Below are 20,597 nucleotides of genomic sequence, written 5' to 3'. Positions count from 1 at the left end.
AAAGTTTTAGTTTGAGGAGAAACACAATGAAAACTTTACATACATTTTTAGCCGCTTCGGTATTGGCAGCAGTTGCAGGTTCTGCAATGGCAGATACAGCTGTGGTAAAAGATGGCTATGCGTTTGATCGTAACCAACTCATTCCAACAGGTGTACGTGCTGAAGTAGGTACAACAGGTTATGGCGGTGCCTTACTTTGGACTGCAAACCCGTATGTGGGCTTAGCGCTGGGTTATAACGGTGGTGATATTTCTTGGTCAGATGATCTGTCTATCAATGGATCAAAGTATGATATGGACATGGACAATAACAATGTCTATTTGAATGCTGAACTCCGTCCATGGGGAGCAAGTGAAAATCGTTGGGCGCAAGGTGTATATGTAGCTGCAGGTGTAGCTTATTTAGATAATGATTACAAACTTGACCGCCGTGTAGGTGGTGCAACTAACTTCTCAGTAGGGAAAACTGACTTCCAGTCTGGTGCTGAGGGTGTACACATCAATGGTGAGTTACAATACGAAAATGATATTGCTCCATATTTAGGCTTAGGTTTTGCACCAAAAATCAACAATAACTGGGGCGTGTTTGGTGAAGTTGGTGCTTATTACACAGGTAATCCAACTGTATCTTTAAATCGTGTTTCTGGTTCAGCAATCAATAATAATGGTGTTGCTTTAGATACTGCATTGGAGAGAGAAGAAGCAGACATCCGTAATGATAATGAACACGAATGGATGCCAGTAGCGAAACTAGGTGTAAGCTACCATTGGTAATTCAAGTCAGTGTTTGAGTAAACATAAAACGAGCTTCGGCTCGTTTTTTATTTGTGTAGGTTTACGTGTATATTAAAAACGATGGGCAAGACGTAAACCATAAACAAGGGCATTGTTATTATTGGACGTTGCCAGCGAGGCAAAAGACACAGCACTGTCAGTATTGGTATTGATTTTGGCTTTTCTAAACTTTAAATAATGTGCGCCAAATGTAATCTCATTTTTTTGATTTACACGATATACCACGCCTGTTCCAAAACTTGAAAAGCCATCTGAAGGGTTGAGTGTAGACACAGTATTGCCAGTCCCAGAGTCCCATGAGCTTTCAATAAAACTGACCCATGTGGGTGTCCAACGGTGCGCCCAGCCTATTTTTGCCGACCATTGGTCTTTAGGGTAGGAAATCAGTTGATAACCTGAAATTTCGGGTACATACGTTGCATAGGCAGCAATGACCGCATTAAATTGTGGCGGTTGAATGCTAAAGTCAGACCAGTTTACCCAGCGTAAATCTGCATAGACGAGGTTATGTGTCGAAATCGCTGTTTGTAAGTGTGCATTGACAGATTGTGGAGTTTCTACCACGCTCTGATTTTCGGGCACAAGATTTAAAAGCGTGTGTTGCGTATGTTCGTAAGTATTTAGACGATGTTTAATTTTAGCGCGATAAGTCACTGCGGTTTTAAATGCATACTCTGGAATTTGATAACTAAATCCTGTTAACCAACCTAGGGCAGAATCACGTTCAAATGCTACGCTATAACCATTAAACACAGCATAATCTTGTCCAAAAACCTCTAAATAGCCTTTAAAGTCTTGCCAGCTAATACCTGTAAAAAAATTCCAGCGAGGGGTAGGTTGATAGCCAATTAGTGCAGTCATATTGCGACTGTCAAACTGAATATGACTGGACTCAATTTCTATTTTTTCAGCATATATTTCAGGGGTATATTGATAATTAACCCGCCCACCAAACGGTTGGTCGAATAATAAACCAAAGGAAAGTTGTGGGCTAAGCTGTAATTTTAAGCCCGCATTGATGAAATGTTTGCTTTCGACCAAATCTCCAGTCGAAAAATCAGTAACTCCCAGTTCACGGAGTTGTTGTTGATATTGTACTTGCCCAGAAACATTCGGCTCTAAATAAAGCAAGGTTATTTCTGCATAATTATTTTCTTGTAAAAAGGCGCTTACAGATTGATGGCTTTGTTCTAGAGCTGCAGCATGACTATACACTATGGGCAGGACGTACAAGCATGCAGTGCAAAGATGATATTTCATGTGACGTCCCGCATTTGAGTGATAGAATCGTGTTTAAAATCAAATAATCATTTTTATTGTTGATTATATTTTATGCATAATTTGAATCAATTTAAAACATTATTTTCCTGTTTTAAGATAAACGAAGATCGTGGCGAAATAATGAAACATAAGAGAGCGAATGCGCTCTCTTATGTGAATGGGGTTATTCGTCAGGATAAGCAATGCGCTTTAACGCTTTAATATCGGCATTTGGTGCACATAAAGAAATAAACTCATAGCCATAGCCACGTAGTAAATGTCCTTTGCGAACCGCAATCCATGTGGTGTTTACCCCAAAAATATCGGTCTGGATTTGTTTTAGACGGTAATCGCGTTCTGCATCGTATGCCACATTGTTTACCACGCCTACGCCCATGCCCAATTCAACATAGGTCTTAATAACATCGGCATCAAGTGCAGACATAACGATATTGACATCAATTCCTGCATCGGTAAATGCTTTGTCAATTTTAGAACGTCCCGTAAAGCCGCCGTGATAAGTGATGATTGGATATTCTGCCAAATCGGTCAGGCTAATCTCAGTTTTACTGGCTAAAGGATGATCTTGCGGGGTAATAATGCTGTGGCGCCAGTCATAATAAGGCACACTTGCCAAGTTCTCTTCAGTGGTTAGAGATTCGGTTGCAATACCAATATCGGCTTCACCTTGTAGCAGCATTTCGGCAATTTCAACAGGGCTGGCTTGTTGCAAAATCAAATGTACTTTAGGGAATTCTTTTTTAAACAAATTCACAATAGGCGGCAGCACATAACGCGCTTGGGTATGTGTAGTCGCAATGGTGAGCGTGCCTTCATCTACTTTATTAAAGTCATCAGCAAGGCGTTTAATGTTATCTGCATCAACCAACATGCGTTCGACAATACTCAGCAAAGCTTGTCCTGGCTCGGTTAAACCTAGTAGACGTTTGCCTTTGCGCACAAAAAGCTGCACACCAAGCTCATCTTCAAGGTCTTTAATGTGCTTACTCACGCCCGATTGAGAGGTGTATAGTGCTGCAGACGCTTCGGTTAAATTAAAGTTTTGCCGAACGGTTTCTCTAATAATTCTAAGTTGTTGGAAATTCATAGTGGTGCAACCCTAAAAAGGATGGAGCGGGTTAGGCTCCATCTTGATGTCCTTATGCGACTTGATTTTCAAATAAATGTAAAGTGGTTACACTTAACCAAACCGTTTGATTTGGGCGGAATTGGTGCAGTTTCGCTTCATCTGCAGTGAGTGCAATTTCAATTAAATTCCCTTGGCGATCTTGCAATTCTGCAACTACTTTACCAGCAATCCAAACCTCACGTAAGAAGGTCGCTTGAATGGTATTTTCCTGTGGTTGGGCATGAATATGCAACTCATCTGGACGCGCAAATGCAATCACTTTGCCTTGTGGTGCATTTGGTTGATTGAGAAGTTGTACGCGATCTTCACCAATTTGCACAACCCCTTGATGATGTTGTCCTTCAAAACGGTTGGCTTGACCTAAGAAGTCAAATACAAACGGAGTTGCAGGCTGTTCATACACTTCACGCGGTGAACCAATTTGTTCGACATTACCTTTGTTCATGACAATAATTTGATCGGCAACTTCGAGTGCTTCTTCCTGATCGTGGGTCACGAAAATTGAAGTGATGTGTAATTCATCATGCAAAGTTCTTAACCAACGACGTAATTCTTTACGCACTTTGGCATCAAGCGCACCAAAAGGTTCATCCAATAACAATACGCGTGGTTCTACCGCTAAGGCACGTGCCAAAGCAATACGTTGACGTTGTCCACCCGATAATTGTGCAGGATAACGGTCTGCTAAAAAGCTTAACTGTACCAAGTCGAGTAAACGCATAACACGCTTTTTAATCTCGGCTTCTGAAGGTCGGGTTGCACGTGGACGTACCCGTAAACCAAATGCGATATTGTCAAATACGGTCATGTGGCGGAATAGGGCATAGTGTTGGAAAACGAATCCAACTTGACGTTCGCGCACATGCACATCGGTTGCATCCTGACCCTCTAATATCACTTGCCCACGATCTGCCGACTCTAATCCTGCAATAATACGCAACAAGGTGGTTTTACCACAGCCTGAAGGCCCAAGCAGCGCCACCAGTTGGCCATCTGGAAAATCGAGGGAGATGTCTTTAAGTGCATGGAATGCACCAAAATTTTTTTCAATATTTTTAACTTGAATACTCATGCGGTCATTCCTTAAGAAACAGTTGAATCTTCATTGCGTTGGTTTTGCTTTTCTTGGCGAATTTCAACCCAAGTTTTTAAAATCAGGGTCACAATTGCAAGAAGTGCCAAGAGAGAGGACACCGCAAACGCAGCACTAAAGGTATATTCGTTATAGAGAATTTCGACGTGCAGCGGTAGGGTGTTGGTTTCTCCGCGAATATGCCCCGATACCACAGATACTGCGCCAAACTCACCCATCGCGCGGGCATTACACAGAATTACGCCGTAAATTAAACCCCATTTAATATTTGGTAAAGTGACTTTCCAGAAGGTTTGCCAACCAGATGCACCTAATACAATCGCAGCTTCTTCTTCCTCTGTGCCTTGCGCTTCCATTAAAGGAATCAATTCACGTGCCACAAAAGGTACGGTAATGAAGATGGTGGCAATCACAATTGCAGGAACGGCATATAAAATTTTGATGTCATGTTCCATCAACCAGCCGCCCATCCAGCCTTGTGTACCAAAAATCAACACCAGCATTAAACCTGCAATGACTGGAGAAACTGAAAATGGCATATCAATTAGCGTGGTGAGGATAGATTTGCCTCGGAAGTTGAATTTGGCGACTGCCCATGCGGCTGCCACACCAAAAACCACGTTTAAAGGGACTGCAATGGCTGCGGTCAGTAAGGTTAATTTCACTGCCGATAGCGTGTCTGGATGTACCAGTGCTTGTGCATAAACCCCCACACCTTGTTTAAAGGCTTCTACAAAGACCAGAATCAGCGGCAAAATTAAGCAGCTTAAAAAGAAGATTAAGGCAATCGCAATTAGGGTATAACGCACCCAGGTCGGTTCACGGGTGGCATCACGTGACTGTAATTTTTCAGCCAAAGCATTACTGTTGGTATTTAAACTCATCGTGCAGTTCTCCCTGTGCGACGGCTTGCCCATGCTTGTAATAAATTAATAAGGAATAGCATCACAAAAGAAATCAGTAACATCACCACAGCAATGGTGGTTGCACCTGCGTAGTCATATTCTTCCAAGCGAGAAATAATCATTAACGGTGCAATTTCAGTTTCAAAAGGCTGGTTACCTGCAATGAAAATAACAGAGCCGTATTCGCCTACACCACGAGCAAACGCCAAAGCAAAGCCTGTGATTAAGGCAGGCAGTAAAATAGGAAAAATCACTTTACTGACAATTTGAAAACGGTTTGCCCCTAGTGCCGATGCAGCTTCTTCCAGTTCGGTTTCTAAATCACTTAATACAGGTTGCACGGTACGCACCACAAAAGGAATACCAATAAAAATCAAGGCTAAGGTAATCCCGATTGGGGTATAAGCGACTTTAATGCCAATCGGCTCTAAATATTGACCAATCCAACCCGTGGGTGCATATAAAGAAGTCAGCGCAATACCTGCTACTGCGGTCGGTAGAGCAAATGGTAAATCAACCAACGCATCTATAATACGTTTGCCTGGGAAACTGTAGCGAACCAGACACCATGCCAATAACAGGCCAAAGACTACGTTAATAAAGGCAGCGATGAGCGCAGCACTAAAACTGAGTTGCAAAGATTTTAGAATACGTTCTGAACTTAAAATTTCCCATAAACCATCCCAACCGATACCTAACGATTTAATAAATACAGCCGATAAGGGAATAAGAACAATTAAGGATAAATACGCTAGGGTAAAGCCTAGAGAAAGACCAAATCCTGGCAGCACTTTGGATCGCTGCGACATGATGACTCCTCAAAAGAGAGAATGAGTGTTTGAAAACAAACAGATAAAAGTAAAAGATAAATTCGGCACAAGCATAATTTGCGAAGATTAAATTGCAAATTTGAATAAATACTTGTTGTTATCAGAAATACTGATATGTGATTGCATATTTTCTGCAATCAAATAATCATAAATTTCAGGAAATGCCCCAAAGCCTGATGCAACATTAATATGACCCACTTGTCCTAAATTAATCGGTGTTAATTGCCATGCTTGGGCAAGTGCCTGTGCATCTGCAAAACTTAGCCACGGGTCATTTTCACTGATCAGTAAGCGTGTTGGTACAGCCAATTTAAGTTGCTGAAAATAAGCCGAATAATTGCTTTGGCTGTGTTGTGCAAAACCAGATTCACCAAAACGGGCAGGGTTAGCAGGTGCAACCAAAACCACATTTTTAATTTTCGCCTGCAATTTAGGTTGCTGTGCTAAGGCTGCCACTGTGGTCAGACAACCAAAGCTGTGCGCCACAATTTGAATATCGTTCTGAATCGGGGCAACTGTTTTGACAAATTCAGCAACCCAGTTCTGTAAAATTGGGCTATTCCAGTCTGACTGTTGTACACGCGAGCAAGACATGAGTTGTCGTTGTAACCAAGATTGCCAGTGCGCATATTCACTGCCACCTACACCTGGAACAATTACGGTATGAATCATGTCGATGCTCCTTCGCATATTTCAGCCTGAAATAATGATCTGAATAACGCTTGAATATGAATTGAACCCATCATTTTCAGCTTTGGCTGTGATCACTTGGATTCAAAACTCAGTAAGATAATGCTGTAAAATTCATGTTTTAAATAATCTGCAACAAGGATAGCTAGAGTTTCTATGCAAAAAAAATAATTAAAAATGAATTTTATATGAATAAAAAAGATATATGTGAATCATGTAAAAATACGTTTGTGAAAACACCCGTATTTTTCAATTTGGGTGTTTTCAGCTATCGCTTTAGTATGATTTGCCTTTCAGTATTATTTGGTTTGATTGGCTTTGACAAGCTGGTCGAAAATGCCACCATTTTCAAAGTGTTGCTTCTGAACTTTGCTCCATCCACCAAACTCTTGATCAATCGTCACCAACTTCAATGGTTTAAATTGCGACTTATATTGTGCCAACACCGTAGCATTACGTGGTCGGTAATAATTCTTCGCAGCAATGTTTTGACCCGCAGGCGAATAGAGATAGTTTAAATAGGCTTTGGCTAAGTGTTGATTGCCATCTTTTTGCACATTTTTCTCTACAATCGCCACAGGCGGTTCAGCCAAAATAGATAGAGAAGGCGTGATGATCTCAAATTTACCCGGTTGTTCACGCACGGCTAAATAGGCTTCATTTTCCCAAGCTAACAAAACATCACCAATGCCACGTTCTGCAAAAGTGGTGGTTGAGCCACGTGCGCCTGAATCCAATACTTTGGTTTGTTTATAAATTTGGCGAACAAACTCTTGCGCTTTAGCATCATTGCCCGCAGGTTGATGTTTTGCCCATGCCCACGCTGCCAAATAGTTCCAGCGTGCACCGCCAGATGTTTTTGGATTTGGAGTAATGATTTCCACACCAGGTTTGACCAAATCGCCCCAATCTCGAATACCTTTCGGGTTGCCTTTATGCACTAAAAATACAATTGTGGATGTATAAGGGGTCGAGTTGTGCGGAAATTTCTTTTGCCAGTCTTTAGGTAATAGACCGCGTTTAGCAATTTCATCAATATCGGCAGCCAGTGCCAAAGTCACGACATCGGCACCTAGACCATCAATCACCGCACGTGCCTGTTTGCCCGAACCGCCATGTGATTGTTTAAAGTTAATGTTTTGCCCGGTGGCTTTTTTTCAGTACGCACCGAAATCTTTGTTAAAGTTATCGTATAATTCACGGGTTGGATCGTAGGAAACATTCAGAAAGTCTTTTGCAGAAACGCTCAAGGTTGTTGCCGAAAGTACTGCCGCCAGTAGTCCAATTTTCAGTTTTGTAAAGTTCATGTTTGACCTCAGGTATTAAATCTGTTGTTGAATGAGGCAAGCATATCGGTAGTCTATTTGCTGAAAAAATAATTTAAAATGCGGTGAATATCAGTAAATGATAAATATAAATTTCTTCATTGTTTTCTATATTTAGAGATAAATAACGAGTACTTCTTCCATGCAGTGTTATAAAAATGCCAAGCCTACCGAGCAGATTCATGTGTTAGATCGCGCGTTTCATTATGGTGATGGATGCTTTAGCACTGCACGTTTTCGCCAAAATCAAATTGAATTATTTGACCGCCATTTGGCGCGTTTGCAATATGCCAATCGCCAACTTTCTTTAAATGCCAATCTTGAGTTAATCACTGAAACGCTGACACTTTTAAAGCAGGCGCATGGCGAGTTAAATGGTACTTTGAAGATTGTTTTAAGTCGTGGTGTGGGGCAGCGTGGCTACAGCTTGCCTGATCATCCTGCCGATGTTTGGGTGTTTTTCTATCCACAAGTACAAGCGGCTTTAGATACGGCATATCATTATGACATCATTCAAAGTGGCATCTTGGCACAAGCGATTGGACTAAGCATGCCGAATTTAGTTGGGCTGAAAAGTCTAAACCGACTTGAACAGGTATTGCTCAAACAAGAAGCTGATCAAAAAGGCTGGACAGAAGCTTTGGTTACTGATGTACAGGGCAGTGTGGTTGAAGGTGTGAGTAGTAATTGTTTCATTCGTATAAACAATACATGGATTACCCCGCAACTTGGTTATAATGGCGTGTACGGTGTCATGCGGGCAGAAATTTTATCGCGCATGCAACAACAGAATTTGCATTGTGAACAGCGTGATGTTCATGTTTCGGAAATTGCGCAGATTCAAAGTCTGTTTTTCTGTAATGCCTTAACGCCCATGAAAATTGTCAGCCATTTAGGGCAGCAGGTTTTAGATGTGCAGCCGTGTGTGGAACTATTTAAGCAACTTCAACTGAATCAGATTCATTCTTATGTCTAAGCGTCCATCAAAATCTAAAAAGAAAACCAAACCTATATGGTCTAAGCGTGCTATTCAGGGTGCGCTTATTTTTGTACTCGGACTGTTTTTGGTCATTGGCATGATCTTATGGTCAAGCTTATTTAAAGATTATCCTGTTGAAGGCAAAAAACAATTATTGGCGATTAATGATGGTGATACCTATTCACGCTTTATTGATCGTTTGGCAGAACAAGATCATGTGAATTTTCCAATTGTTTTAAAGCTCTATCAACGAGTGATGATTCACGACAGCATGAAAAAAGGCGTGTATGAAGTCCGTCAGGGCATGAGTGTGCGTCAGGTTATGGAAATGATCGCCAATGCTGAAAATGCACAAATGAACCGTATTTTGGTGATCGAAGGCACGACTTTTAAACAATTGATTGATGCGTTAAAGAAAGATGAGTTGGTCACCAAAGAAGTGTCGCATTTGCCGTATGATCAAATGCTAAAAGCTTTAAATATTCCTTTTACACATCCCGAAGGTTTATTTGCGCCGAATACTTATTTCTTTGCCAAAGGTGAAACTGACCGTAAAATTTTAACCGATTTATATCAGCGTCAAATGAAATCATTGGATGATGCTTGGAATAATCGTGCAGCAGATTTGCCCTATAAAAATAAATATGAAGCTTTAATCATGGCATCTATTATTGAAAAAGAAACCAATGTTGATGCTGAATTAGAGCAGGTTTCGGGTGTGTTTGTACGTCGTTTAAAACTGGGGATGCGTTTACAGACTGACCCAACCGTGATTTATGGTATGGGAGAGCGTTATCAGGGCAATATTACCCGTCAGGATTTACGCACTCCAACGCCATACAACACCTATACCATGAGTGGTTTAACGCCAACGCCAATTGCATTGCCAAGTCAAAAAGCCATTGAAGCGGCTATGCATCCAGACCAATCTGACAATATTTATTTTGTCGCGACAGGTAACGGTGGGCATAAATTTAGCACCAATTTGCAAGATCATAACCGTGCCGTACAGGAATATTTAAACGTACTACGCACGAAAAAATCAGGGGAATAAGCATGTTTATCAGTTTTGAAGGTACTGAAGGGGTAGGCAAAACTACACTTATTCGCCGTATTCATGATTATTTTACTGCACAAGGTCAGTCGGTGGTTTTAACCCGTGAACCGGGTGGAACCCCTATGGCAGAGCAAATTCGTGCTTTGTTGCTCGAGGTCAACCATGAAGAAAAAATGTGTTCAGACACTGAGTTATTGTTGATGTATGCAGCGCGTGCACAGCATTTAGATCGGGTGATTTTACCTGCGTTGGCTGCAGGAAAAACTGTACTGTGTGACCGTTTTAGTGATGCGAGTTTTGCTTATCAGTGTGCAGGACGTGGTTTGAGTGAAAGCAAGTTGCAGACTTTAAATAATAACTTTGTGGCACGTATGCCTGACTTAACTTTCTGGCTGGATGCACCGATTGAACTGGGTATGACCCGTGCACGGGCACGTGGTGAACTTGATCGTTTTGAACAAGAGAAAGCAACTTTCTTTGAGAAGGTAAGAGGTGGCTATCAAACTTTGTGGGAGCGACACCCTGAGCGAGTGAAGCGCTTAGATGCAACACAAAGCCCCGATCAAGTATTTGCACAGGCGATGCACTATTTGCAAGCTAAGGCATAACAAACAAAGGTATAACAAGCCAATGGGTCATGGTTATGCATTTGATTGAATGGAAAAATCTTCTATAGTGGAAATGCTTTAGAAGATTTTTTTATTTAAATAATAGCGAATAGTAAATATGACCAAAGACGAAATTATTGAATTTTTAAAAGTTGAGTTTCCGCAAAGTTTGGAAAAATGTGAAATTGTGTCCATCACCCCACGTGGGGCATTGGTGAATTATCACATCGATGAACGTGATTTACGCCCAGGTGGTACGGTATCAGGGCCGACTATGATGACTGTTGCAGACTATGCACTTTATATCGCCATTTTAGGGGAGTTGGGTTTGGTGGCTTTGGCGGTGACCAGTAATTTAAACATCAACTTTTTACGCAAGCCCGCAGCAGGGCGTAATTTACGTGGTGAATGTCGCTTAATGAAAGTAGGGAAAAACCTCGTGGTCGGTGAGGTTTGGGTATATTCCGAAGGTGTAGATGATGCCGTGGCGCATGTCACAGGGACGTATTCGATTCCACAAGTGTAAGTGTTTAAAGCTACAATATGAAAAATAATAGATCAACATTTCGCTTAAAGTTTACAGTTCAATCGCCTAAGTAAATTTGGTTGATCTTTTATTCTTATTTTGTCATTGATCGTTTTCATCCATGCCATTGAATTGAAAAATAGCCTAAGCAAAACTAATATTTGGCAGCTTAAAAATGATCAACGAGATATTATTTTTATAAAAGTGCAGGGGATGTTCAGGAAACTTTTGTAGAAATGATGGTCAAAAAAGAGAAGTAAAACGAAATAGATAACTGCAAAATAAAAATAACGATGATTGAAAATATCAAACTTTCAATCACCGCTATTCAACCGACTTTATTCATTCACCAATGGGGTTTCCACTTGGAAGTTTGGTGGAATAAGCACAGTTTTACGCAATTCAGGCGCAAGTTCAGGATAATCTAGCGTGAAGTGTAAACCGCGTGATTCCTTACGTTGCATGGCACAGCGCACAATCATTTCCGAAACTAAAACCAAATTACGCAGTTCAATTAAGTTTTTACTGACTTGATAGTCCTGATAATACTCGGTGATTTCACGTTTCAGCATTTCAATGCGGTGCAAGGCACGCTCTAAACGCTTGGTGGTGCGTACAATGCCGACATAGTTCCACATGGTTGCACGTAGCTCATCCCAGTTTTGTAAAATCACCACATCTTCGTCAGGATTCGTCACTTGCGAATCATCCCAAGCAGGAACTTCAGGCGAGCTATAATCTGCAGTGTAATGGGCTTCAATATGTTTGGCGGCAGCCATTCCATAGACAAAACATTCTAAAAGAGAGTTACTTGCCATACGGTTAGCACCATGTAAACCTGTATAAGAAGTTTCACCAATCGCATATAAACCAGCAATATCGGTTTGGCTATGTTCATCCACCATTACTCCGCCACAAGTGTAGTGGGCAGCAGGTACAACAGGAATCATATCGGTAGTGATATCAATGCCCAATTCCAGTAAACGTGCATACAGCGTTGGGAAGTGTTCTTTCACAAATTCTGCAGGTTTATGGGTGATGTCTAACCACACATGACGAATACCTAAGCGTTTGATTTCATAGTCAATCGCACGTGCTACAATGTCGCGTGGCGCCAATTCTGCACGCTCATCAAAACGCAGCATAAAACGCTCACCATCGGGTAAACGCAAATATGCACCTTCACCACGCATGGCTTCAGTAATTAAAAACGAACGTGCTTGAGGATGATACAAACAGGTCGGATGGAATTGGTTAAATTCCATATTTGCCACACGGCAACCCGCACGGTATGCCATCGCCATACCATCACCTGTGGCAATGTCTGGGTTAGATGTATATAGATAGGCTTTCATTGCACCACCGCAGGCAAGTGCGGTAAATGGTGCAAGGAAGCTATGCACTTTTTGTGTTTTTTCATCTAGTGCATATAAGCCTAAAGTGCGATTGCTTTCATTTAAACCTAATTTTTGCGAGGTAATTAGGTCAATCGCAATATAATTTTCAAAAATGGTGATGTTTTGCTGTTCTTGGGCACGTTGTACCAAAGTGGTCGAAATTGCGCGTCCCGTTGCATCGGCAGCGTGAATGATACGTCGCTGTGAGTGACCGCCTTCACGGGTTAAGTGCAACTGTTCTTGTTCATCTAAAGTAAATTGCACACCTTGTTTCAGCAGAAAATCTACCGAAGGTTTGCCGCCTTCTACGGTTTGCTTGACGGCATCCATTTCACATAAATGCGCACCTGCAATCATAGTGTCATCTATGTGTTGTTCAATTGAATCTGTTTCATCAAGAACTGCCGCGACACCGCCTTGCGCATAGAAAGTGCTGGCTTCAGTAAGGGTAGATTTCGCCAAAACGGCAATATTGAAATGCTGGGGTAATGAGAGCGCTAAACTCAAACCTGCACCACCACTTCCCACAATAATCACATCAAATTGATGTGTTGTGTTTAAATTAGGCATGTCCATCAGCTAATTTGAAAAAAGTTGGATAATGACACCCCTTTTTACAGAAAAAGGCAAGTGCGAAGTGGATTTGAATAATGAAAAAAAAGAATAAACTGGCAACTTTTATGGAATATCCCACTTTTATTGTGATTCTATTCCACGCTTTTCATTTATAGCACTTTGGCGCATCATTTTTGATGGGTCAAATATAAGATGCTATCTCAGCTATCCTCCACAGTGCCTGCCAAACCGTAATTGAAAAAGATTCAACATTTTATTACGCAAAAGCCTATTATTTTGTGCTAAATAAGGTGAGTTCAAAGTCATAATTATTATTGAGTGAATGCTATTTATGAAAAATCGCAACTTAAAAAAAGGTTTATATGCGGCTGTTTTTACTATGGCAACTGTGCAGGCTCAAGCAGCACCACCAGTAGACTTTTCTAATTTGGTTGAGCAGGTTAGTCCTGCGGTGGTGAGTGTCAATGTTGTCAAAAAAATGAGTCAGGAAGAACTCTTACAACAACAAGTTCCAGAAATTTTACGCCGTTTTTTTGGCAATCAAGTGATTATTCCTCAACAGCAAATTCCACAAGAAAAAACAGGTTACGGCAGTGCCTTTTTTATCAGTAAAGATGGATACCTTTTAACCAATCACCACGTTGTTGAAGATGCTTCTAAAGTTACCATTGTACTGAATGACCGCCGTGAACTTGATGCAACTGTCGTGGGTAGTGATGAACGTACCGATGTCGCGTTATTAAAAGTGCAGGGCAGCAGTTATCCAGAACTGCGTACAGGCAATGTCGATCAATTACGTGTAGGTGAGCCTGTACTTGCGATTGGTTCACCATTTGGCTTTGACTATTCTGCATCGGCAGGAATCGTGAGTGCCAAAATGCGTAATATGATGGGTGAAACTTCAGTGCCATTTATTCAGACCGATGTGGCGCTTAACCCAGGTAACTCAGGCGGGCCACTATTTAACCAGCGCGGTGAAGTGGTCGGCGTGAACTCCCGTATTTTTAGTGGTACGGGTGGTTATATGGGCTTGTCATTCTCCATTCCTATTGATGTTGCCATGGATGTTGCCGATCAGTTAAAGCGTAACGGTAAAGTGACTCGTTCTTATTTAGGGGTGAGTTTGCAAGATATTGACCGCAATTTGGCAGAATCTTATAAACTCAGTAAGCCTGAAGGTTCATTAATTACTCAAGTTGCACCAAACTCACCTGCGGCACGTGCAGGTTTGCGCGCGGGCGATGTGATTCTTAAATACAACGGCACACCTATTTCCAGAACGTCTGAATTGTTGAACTATTTAAACCGTTCAGTGCCAAATCAAAGTATTCAGCTTGAAGTATTACGCGATGATAAACGCCGTAATATTACCGCTACGGTGAGCACAGCACCTGACGACACGCCTGCCAAAAACAACCCTGATACCGCAGCCAAAGGCCCTGTTTTAGGGGTGTCGATTCGTGATTTAAGCGTTGCAGAACAACGCCAATTAGATATTAAAGGCGGTGTGCTGATTCAGGAAGTGCGTCGTGGTGGTTCGGCAGCTCAGGCACGTATTATGCCAGGTGATGTGATTGTGCAACTGAATAACACCACTATCCAAAATGCCAACCAATTTGTTGAAACAGTATCTACCTTGAAACAAGGTACAATTGCGCGTGTGGTGATTATCCGTCAAGGGCAACGTGCGATTATTGGCATGCGTATTCAATAAGTTGATGTGGCATAAAATCGTAAATCTATCTAAAATTTAGAATCTTGCTAAACTTTAAATAGCCACTTATTTTAAGGAAGTCGCTCTTGAATTAGGGCGACTTTTTTATGTAACTCGGTATTTTTGTTAGACTAGACCGACATCGCCGTTTTAGTTAAAAGGATGACATGAGCAGCATATTTGATTTAAAAATCACCGTACAGCCAGAACATATTGATATTTTAGGGCATGTCAATAATGTGGTGTATGTGCAGTGGATGCAGGATGTAGCATCGGCACATATCAAAACATTAGGCTTAGGTGTGCAGGAATACTTAAAACTAAAACATGCGATGGTGGCGGTGGAACATCATGTGCAATATCGTAAAGCGGCACTCGAAGGTGAGGAGCTGATTTTGCGTACATGGTTAAGTGATTTGAATGCGTTGTATTCATTCCGCCAATATGCGTTTTATCGCCCTCAGGATAAAAGTCTGCTGTTTATGGGCAATACACAATGGGCTTGTGTGGAAATTGCTACAGGTCGTCCAAAACGCATGTCACCGACATTTACGCAAGCCTATCAACCCCTTGCTGCTGATGTGAATCCGTTGGATTTTAGTGAGTATGATTCATTAAGATGAGTTGAAGCACCAAGTGTAGCGTCATTGAAAGTTGCTGCATGTTATTGCTGTCGATGTTGTTAAAGAGGGTATTCACCTGTTTCAAATAGCATGAAGTATTCTTCAATTCTCACTTTAATTACGACACACATCTCTGCATAAAAAGCCTAAAACTCTCGAATAAAAAGAAAAACGCGTGAGGCTGCAAAAGGAAGTCATTATTATGGATACATTGAAAAATCCATCTGCTATAATCCTTCGCAATTTCTATTCGGCTTTTGCTCTGCATGAATTTTAATGTGCAGAGCGTGTTATTTTTCAAGGTAACCCATGGCGCAAGCTAAAAAAACTGTTGATATTAAAAACATCCGTAACTTTTCGATCATTGCCCATATTGACCATGGTAAATCGACTCTAGCAGATCGTTTCATTCAAACCTGTGGTGGTTTACAAGATCGTGAGATGCAAGCTCAGGTGTTGGATTCTATGGAGCTTGAGCGTGAGCGTGGGATTACCATTAAAGCCACCTCAGTGACTTTATACTACAACCATCCAAATGGTCAGGAATACCAGTTAAACTTCATTGACACCCCAGGACACGTTGACTTTTCCTATGAAGTATCACGTTCTTTGGCAGCTTGTGAAGGTGCGCTATTGGTAGTCGATGCGGCACAAGGGGTAGAAGCGCAATCAGTTGCAAACTGCTATACCGCAATTGAGCAAGGCTTAGAAGTTTTACCTGTACTGAATAAAATTGATTTACCGCAGGCAGAACCTGAGCGCGTGATTCATGAAATTGAAGAAATTATTGGTATCGAAGCGCAAGATGCACCCACCTGTTCGGCTAAAACAGGTTTAGGCATCGACAATGTATTAGAAACCTTGGTGAATGTCATTCCTGCACCACAAGGTGATCGTGATGCGCCATTGCAAGCCTTAATTATTGACTCATGGTTTGATAACTATTTGGGCGTTGTGTCGCTGGTACGTATCAAGCAAGGTCGCGTGCGTAAAGGCGATAAAATGTTGATGAAATCGACAGGTCAAACGCACATTATTACCTCAGTTGGTATTTTTAATCCAAAACATACCGAAACAGGTATTTTGGAAGCAGGTGAAGTTGGCTTTGTTATTGCGGGTATTAAAGATATTTTTGGTGCGCCAGTGGGTGATACCATCACACTCGCAACTACACCAGAAGTAGAAACCTTACCAGGCTTTAAAAAAGTTAAGCCGCAGGTTTATGCAGGTTTATTCCCAATTGATGCCAGCGACTTTGAACCGTTCCGTGAAGCCTTGCACAAACTACAAATTAACGACTCAGCTTTGTTCTTTGAACCTGAAAGTTCAGATGCTTTAGGCTTTGGTTTCCGTTGTGGTTTCTTGGGCATGTTGCACATGGAAATCGTACAAGAGCGTTTAGAGCGTGAGTACGATTTAGACCTAATTTCATCAGCTCCAACGGTTATTTATGAAGCTGTGATGAAAAATGGCGAAACGGTTTATATCGACAGTCCATCTAAAATGCCTGATGGTTCAACTGTAGAAGATTTGCGTGAACCGATTGCGGAATGTCATATTTTAGTGCCGCAAGAATACTTGGGTAACGTCATGACCCTATGTATTGAGCGTCGTGGTGTGCAAAAAGACATGAAATTCTTGGGTAACCAAGTGTCTATTACTTTTGAAATTCCAATGGCAGAAGTCGTGATGGATTTCTTTGATAAATTGAAGTCATGTTCACGTGGTTTTGCATCGTTAGATTATAACTTTGTGCGTTTTGAAAGTTCATCTTTGGTTAAAGTAGATGTACTGATTAACGGTGAAAAAGTTGATGCCTTAGCGATGATTTGTCACCGTCAGGATGCACGTCACCGTGGTATTGCCTTGGTTGAAAAAATGAAAGACTTGATTCCGCGTCAAATGTTTGATGTGGCTATTCAGGCTGCCATTGGTGCACAAATTATTGCGCGCTCAACCGTGAAAGCGATGCGTAAAAACGTACTTGCGAAGTGTTATGGCGGTGACGTTTCTCGTAAGAAGAAACTACTTGCCAAGCAAAAAGAAGGTAAGAAACGTATGAAGCAAGTGGGAAGTGTTGAAATCCCGCAAGAAGCTTTCTTAGCTGTACTTAAAGTCGAACGCTAAAATTATAAGGATAATAAACCCATGGATTTTGATTTTAATTTGATTCTCGTTCCTGCCACATTATTTTTTATTGCGGTGTGGCTGCTCGATAAATTTGTATTTAAGCAAAGAGCAACGAAAGGGCGAGGCAATGAAAACTTCATTATCACATGGGCTTATGATTTTTGGCCTGTTTTGGCAGTGGTGATGGTACTGCGTTCATTCCTGTATGAACCATTTAATATTCCGTCAGATTCTATGGTGCCAACCTTAGAAACGGGCGATTTTATTTTGGTGAACAAGTTTGAATATGGCGTGCGTTTGCCAATTATTAACAGCAAAATTATAGATGTGGGTTCGCCTGAGCGTGGCGAAGTTGCGGTGTTCCGTTATCCACCACAACCAAGCATTAGTTATATTAAGCGTATTGTCGGTTTACCAGGCGATCATATTGTTTATGATCATGGTCAGCTGAGCATTAATGGCGAGAAAGTAACGAAAACCCCAATCCAGTTTAGCCGTGAAAAAGACAGTCTAGATACACCTACTTCAATTTACCATCAGGAAACTTTAGGGGCGCATACATTTACCATGCGCGAGCTTGAAGGTGTAAACGTGGCGCGTCAGGCACCATTCCTGAACTATGTAGACAATGGTAAATATTCAGCAGAAAATGGTTTATATTGGGAAGTCAAAGTACCTGAAGGTCATTACTTCGCGATGGGGGATAACCGCGATCAAAGTGCTGACAGTCGTTTTTGGGGTTTTGTACCAGAGGAAAACCTAACAGGTCGTGCATTCTATGTGTGGATGCATAAAGAGCCTGGGTTTAATTTGCCGTCATTTAGTCGTAACGGCAAAATTGATTAATACAGCAGATTAGGAAAATAAAAAATGCGTCATCAACAAGGGGCATCCTATATTGCAATTTTAATTGCAATTATTGGTTTTGCATTTATGGCAAAAGTGGCAATTGCGGTTTGGGGACCATATTTCGATGATCGAATGTTGGACAATCAAATTGAAGAGCAATTGTTGAATGGGCCAAAAAACCTATCACCACAAAAGTTTATTGGTGAAATGGACAAGCGTTTAAGCATGAACAACATTCGCGATATTAAATTTGCAGATGTAGCTCAAGTGACCAACGTAGATGGTTTAGAAGTGAAAAAAGAATATGAAATAAGAAAACCTTTCTTATTGAATATTGATATTGTAATGAAGTTCGAGAAAAGTTTTGATCAAAGCTCAGTCCAAGCTAAATGAGACCCGTCTAGCCAGCCGAATCGGTTATCAGTTTAAGCAACCTGAATTGCTTAAACTGGCTTTGACTCACCGCTCGGTGAGTCATAAACACAATTACGAACGTCTGGAATTTCTAGGCGATTCGTTATTGGGAATGATTGTTGCCAATTATTTATATGTGGCTTATCCACATGAAAATGAAGGGCGTTTAACGCGCATGCGGGCAACACTGGTACGTCAGGAAGCCTTAGGCAAAATTGCCAATGATTTAAAGCTCAGCCAAAATTTAATTCTCAGTACGGGAGAATTGAAATCTGGCGGTCATCATCGTGAGTCTATACTGGCAGATACCGTAGAAGCGATTATTGGCGCTATTTATGTCGATAGCGGTGATTTGAATTTGCTGCAAACGATTGTGCTAAAATGGTACAGCCCTTATTTAGATCATATTGAGCCAACTGATCAACTCAAAGACCCTAAATCACGCTTACAAGAGTATTTACAAGCACGTAAAAAACCTCTCCCGATTTACGAGGTTGTAGATATTCAGGGCGATGCACCGAATCAGCATTTCATTGTGGAATGCCGAGTCGATAGCTTACCTGTAATGAAGGGTGAAGGTTCAAGCCGTCGCTTTGCCGAGCAGGCAGTTGCGGCAGATATTTTAAAATTCTTGGAGCAAAAGTCTGAATGACCATCCATTCCGATCACGTAGATGCTGATCACGAGTCGAATAACGACGCCAATGACCTAATTAACCAATTCTTTAGCGGTCAGGGAACTGAAATTCCATCTGATTTCCGCAGTGGTTTTGTTGCGATTGTTGGTCGCCCGAATGTGGGTAAATCGACCCTCATGAACCACTTATTGGGTCAAAAACTATCCATTACTTCACGTAAACCGCAAACCACACGTCACAAAATTGTGGGAATTGATTCACGTGAAAAATCTCAGGCTGTGTTTGTAGACACACCAGGGATGCATAAAAAAGAAGTCCGTGCCATCAACAAAATGATGAACCGTGCTGCATCATCTGCTTTGCGTGATGTGAACTTGGTTTTGTTTGTGGTGGATGCACAAAAATGGACGCAAAATGATGAGTTAGTCCTAGAAAAGCTGAAAAATGCAGAAATGCCAGTGATTCTGGTGATTAACAAACTCGACACTTTTGAGAATAAAAATCAGGCTTTGCCGATTATTCAAGAACGTGCCAAGTTAATGAACTTTGCCGAAATTGTACCTGTATCGGCATTGCGCGGCGCGAACCTAGATCATTTGCGTGACACGATTGAACGCTATTTGCCATTCCAGCCACCGTTGTATTCGCTAGATCAAATCACAGACCGTTCAGAACGTTTCTTGGCATCTGAAATTATCCGTGAAAAGATCATGCGCCAATTGGGCGAAGAACTGCCTTACGATTTAACCGTGCAAATCGAATCATTTAAAACTGAAGATGCGGTTTTAAATGAAAAAACGGGTCGTATGAAAGCACCATGTACCTATATTGATGCCACTATTTTTGTAGATCGCTCTGGTCAAAAAGCCATTGTGATTGGTGAAAAAGGCGCGAAGCTGAAAAAAATTGGTATGGATGCACGGGTCGACATGGAAAAAATGTTCGAGCAAAAAATCATGCTGACGCTTTGGGTGAAAGTCAAAGGTGGTTGGTCTGATGATGAACGTGCATTAAAAAGCTTAGGATATAGCGATATCTAA

19 protein-coding genes and 1 pseudogene are annotated in these 20,597 nt (G+C 41.4%); 12 read left to right on the top strand and 8 right to left on the bottom strand.

Features of this window, described 5'->3' with window-relative positions; translation table 11 throughout:
• Positions 1-26 precede the first annotated feature (26 nt).
• On the top strand, positions 27-773 hold the full coding sequence (carO, locus tag FTU98_RS03265) for an ornithine uptake porin CarO (RefSeq protein WP_180050415.1): 747 nt from the start codon (positions 27-29) through the stop codon (positions 771-773).
• A gap of 72 nt (positions 774-845) precedes the next feature.
• Here carO and FTU98_RS03260 read toward each other — a convergent pair whose 3' ends face one another.
• From FTU98_RS03260 to FTU98_RS03230, 7 genes and pseudogenes are all read right to left on the bottom strand, one after another.
• Positions 846-2,054 carry an OmpP1/FadL family transporter gene (locus FTU98_RS03260; protein ID WP_180050412.1) on the bottom strand — a complete coding sequence of 403 codons (1,209 nt, stop codon included), beginning with the start codon at positions 2,052-2,054 and terminating at the stop codon, positions 846-848.
• 184 nt (positions 2,055-2,238) lie between these two features.
• A complete protein-coding gene (locus FTU98_RS03255) occupies positions 2,239-3,162 on the bottom strand; it encodes a CysB family HTH-type transcriptional regulator (RefSeq protein WP_131261163.1) in 924 nt (307 codons plus the stop codon).
• Between the two features lie 52 nt (positions 3,163-3,214).
• Positions 3,215-4,276, bottom strand: a complete 1,062-nt coding sequence (locus FTU98_RS03250) for a sulfate/molybdate ABC transporter ATP-binding protein (protein WP_179990088.1) — start codon at positions 4,274-4,276, stop codon at positions 3,215-3,217.
• 11 nt (positions 4,277-4,287) lie between these two features.
• Complete coding sequence (cysW, locus tag FTU98_RS03245) at positions 4,288-5,181, bottom strand: sulfate ABC transporter permease subunit CysW (protein ID WP_168460110.1); 894 nt, start codon at positions 5,179-5,181, stop codon at positions 4,288-4,290.
• Positions 5,178-6,011 carry a sulfate ABC transporter permease subunit CysT gene (gene cysT, locus FTU98_RS03240; RefSeq protein WP_180050409.1) on the bottom strand — a complete coding sequence of 278 codons (834 nt, stop codon included), beginning with the start codon at positions 6,009-6,011 and terminating at the stop codon, positions 5,178-5,180. The genes cysW and cysT overlap by 4 nt, the downstream gene beginning before the upstream one ends.
• A gap of 87 nt (positions 6,012-6,098) precedes the next feature.
• Positions 6,099-6,704, bottom strand: coding sequence for an alpha/beta hydrolase (locus tag FTU98_RS03235; RefSeq protein ID WP_096901106.1), 606 nt, complete (start codon positions 6,702-6,704; stop codon positions 6,099-6,101).
• A 317-nt stretch (positions 6,705-7,021) separates the two neighbouring features.
• Positions 7,022-8,029, bottom strand: a pseudogene (locus FTU98_RS03230) (sulfate ABC transporter substrate-binding protein).
• 160 nt (positions 8,030-8,189) lie between these two features.
• Here FTU98_RS03230 and pabC point away from each other — a divergent pair.
• The 4 genes from pabC (at position 8,190) to FTU98_RS03210 (ending at position 11,217) form a co-directional block, all read left to right on the top strand.
• The gene (gene pabC, locus FTU98_RS03225; protein ID WP_180050407.1) at positions 8,190-9,023 is read left to right on the top strand and encodes an aminodeoxychorismate lyase; all 834 of its coding nucleotides are present in this window, start codon (positions 8,190-8,192) and stop codon (positions 9,021-9,023) included.
• A complete protein-coding gene (gene mltG, locus FTU98_RS03220) occupies positions 9,016-10,080 on the top strand; it encodes an endolytic transglycosylase MltG (protein ID WP_096901105.1) in 1,065 nt (354 codons plus the stop codon). Before pabC ends, mltG begins: the two co-directional genes overlap by 8 nt.
• Before the next feature lie 2 nt (positions 10,081-10,082).
• Positions 10,083-10,691: a dTMP kinase gene (tmk, locus tag FTU98_RS03215; RefSeq protein WP_131261157.1), complete on the top strand. Its 609-nt coding sequence runs from the start codon at positions 10,083-10,085 to the stop codon at positions 10,689-10,691.
• Between the two features lie 118 nt (positions 10,692-10,809).
• Positions 10,810-11,217: a PaaI family thioesterase gene (locus FTU98_RS03210; RefSeq protein ID WP_167845906.1), complete on the top strand. Its 408-nt coding sequence runs from the start codon at positions 10,810-10,812 to the stop codon at positions 11,215-11,217.
• 338 nt (positions 11,218-11,555) lie between these two features.
• On the opposite strand, the gene nadB is transcribed toward FTU98_RS03210, so the two are convergent.
• Positions 11,556-13,190 (bottom strand): L-aspartate oxidase, encoded by a 1,635-nt coding sequence (gene nadB, locus FTU98_RS03205; RefSeq protein WP_167845907.1) that lies wholly within the window; start codon positions 13,188-13,190, stop codon positions 11,556-11,558.
• Positions 13,191-13,521: 331 nt separating this feature from the next.
• Between nadB and FTU98_RS03200 the strand changes: the two genes are divergently transcribed.
• The 7 genes from FTU98_RS03200 to era all read left to right on the top strand — a co-directional run bounded on the left by FTU98_RS03200 (position 13,522) and on the right by era (position 20,597).
• Positions 13,522-14,904, top strand: a complete 1,383-nt coding sequence (locus FTU98_RS03200; RefSeq protein ID WP_180050404.1) for a Do family serine endopeptidase — start codon at positions 13,522-13,524, stop codon at positions 14,902-14,904.
• Positions 14,905-15,071: 167 nt separating this feature from the next.
• Positions 15,072-15,527, top strand: a complete 456-nt coding sequence (locus FTU98_RS03195; RefSeq protein WP_180050401.1) for a thioesterase family protein — start codon at positions 15,072-15,074, stop codon at positions 15,525-15,527.
• A 309-nt stretch (positions 15,528-15,836) separates the two neighbouring features.
• Complete coding sequence (gene lepA / locus FTU98_RS03190; protein ID WP_004971725.1) at positions 15,837-17,654, top strand: translation elongation factor 4; 1,818 nt, start codon at positions 15,837-15,839, stop codon at positions 17,652-17,654.
• A 21-nt stretch (positions 17,655-17,675) separates the two neighbouring features.
• Complete coding sequence (gene lepB / locus FTU98_RS03185; RefSeq protein WP_004971724.1) at positions 17,676-18,503, top strand: signal peptidase I; 828 nt, start codon at positions 17,676-17,678, stop codon at positions 18,501-18,503.
• Between the two features lie 24 nt (positions 18,504-18,527).
• Entirely contained in the window at positions 18,528-18,899 is a 372-nt protein-coding gene (locus tag FTU98_RS03180) for a DUF4845 domain-containing protein (protein WP_004971723.1), read from the top strand.
• Positions 18,871-19,572, top strand: coding sequence for a ribonuclease III (gene rnc / locus FTU98_RS03175; RefSeq protein ID WP_179991210.1), 702 nt, complete (start codon positions 18,871-18,873; stop codon positions 19,570-19,572). The genes FTU98_RS03180 and rnc overlap by 29 nt, the downstream gene beginning before the upstream one ends.
• Positions 19,569-20,597, top strand: coding sequence for a GTPase Era (gene era, locus FTU98_RS03170; RefSeq protein WP_004971721.1), 1,029 nt, complete (start codon positions 19,569-19,571; stop codon positions 20,595-20,597). The genes rnc and era overlap by 4 nt, the downstream gene beginning before the upstream one ends.

Source organism: Acinetobacter sp. YH12211 (genome assembly GCF_013418015.1).
Taxonomy (GTDB): domain Bacteria; phylum Pseudomonadota; class Gammaproteobacteria; order Pseudomonadales; family Moraxellaceae; genus Acinetobacter; species Acinetobacter towneri.
This window is presented reverse-complemented; position numbering and strand designations above follow the sequence as displayed.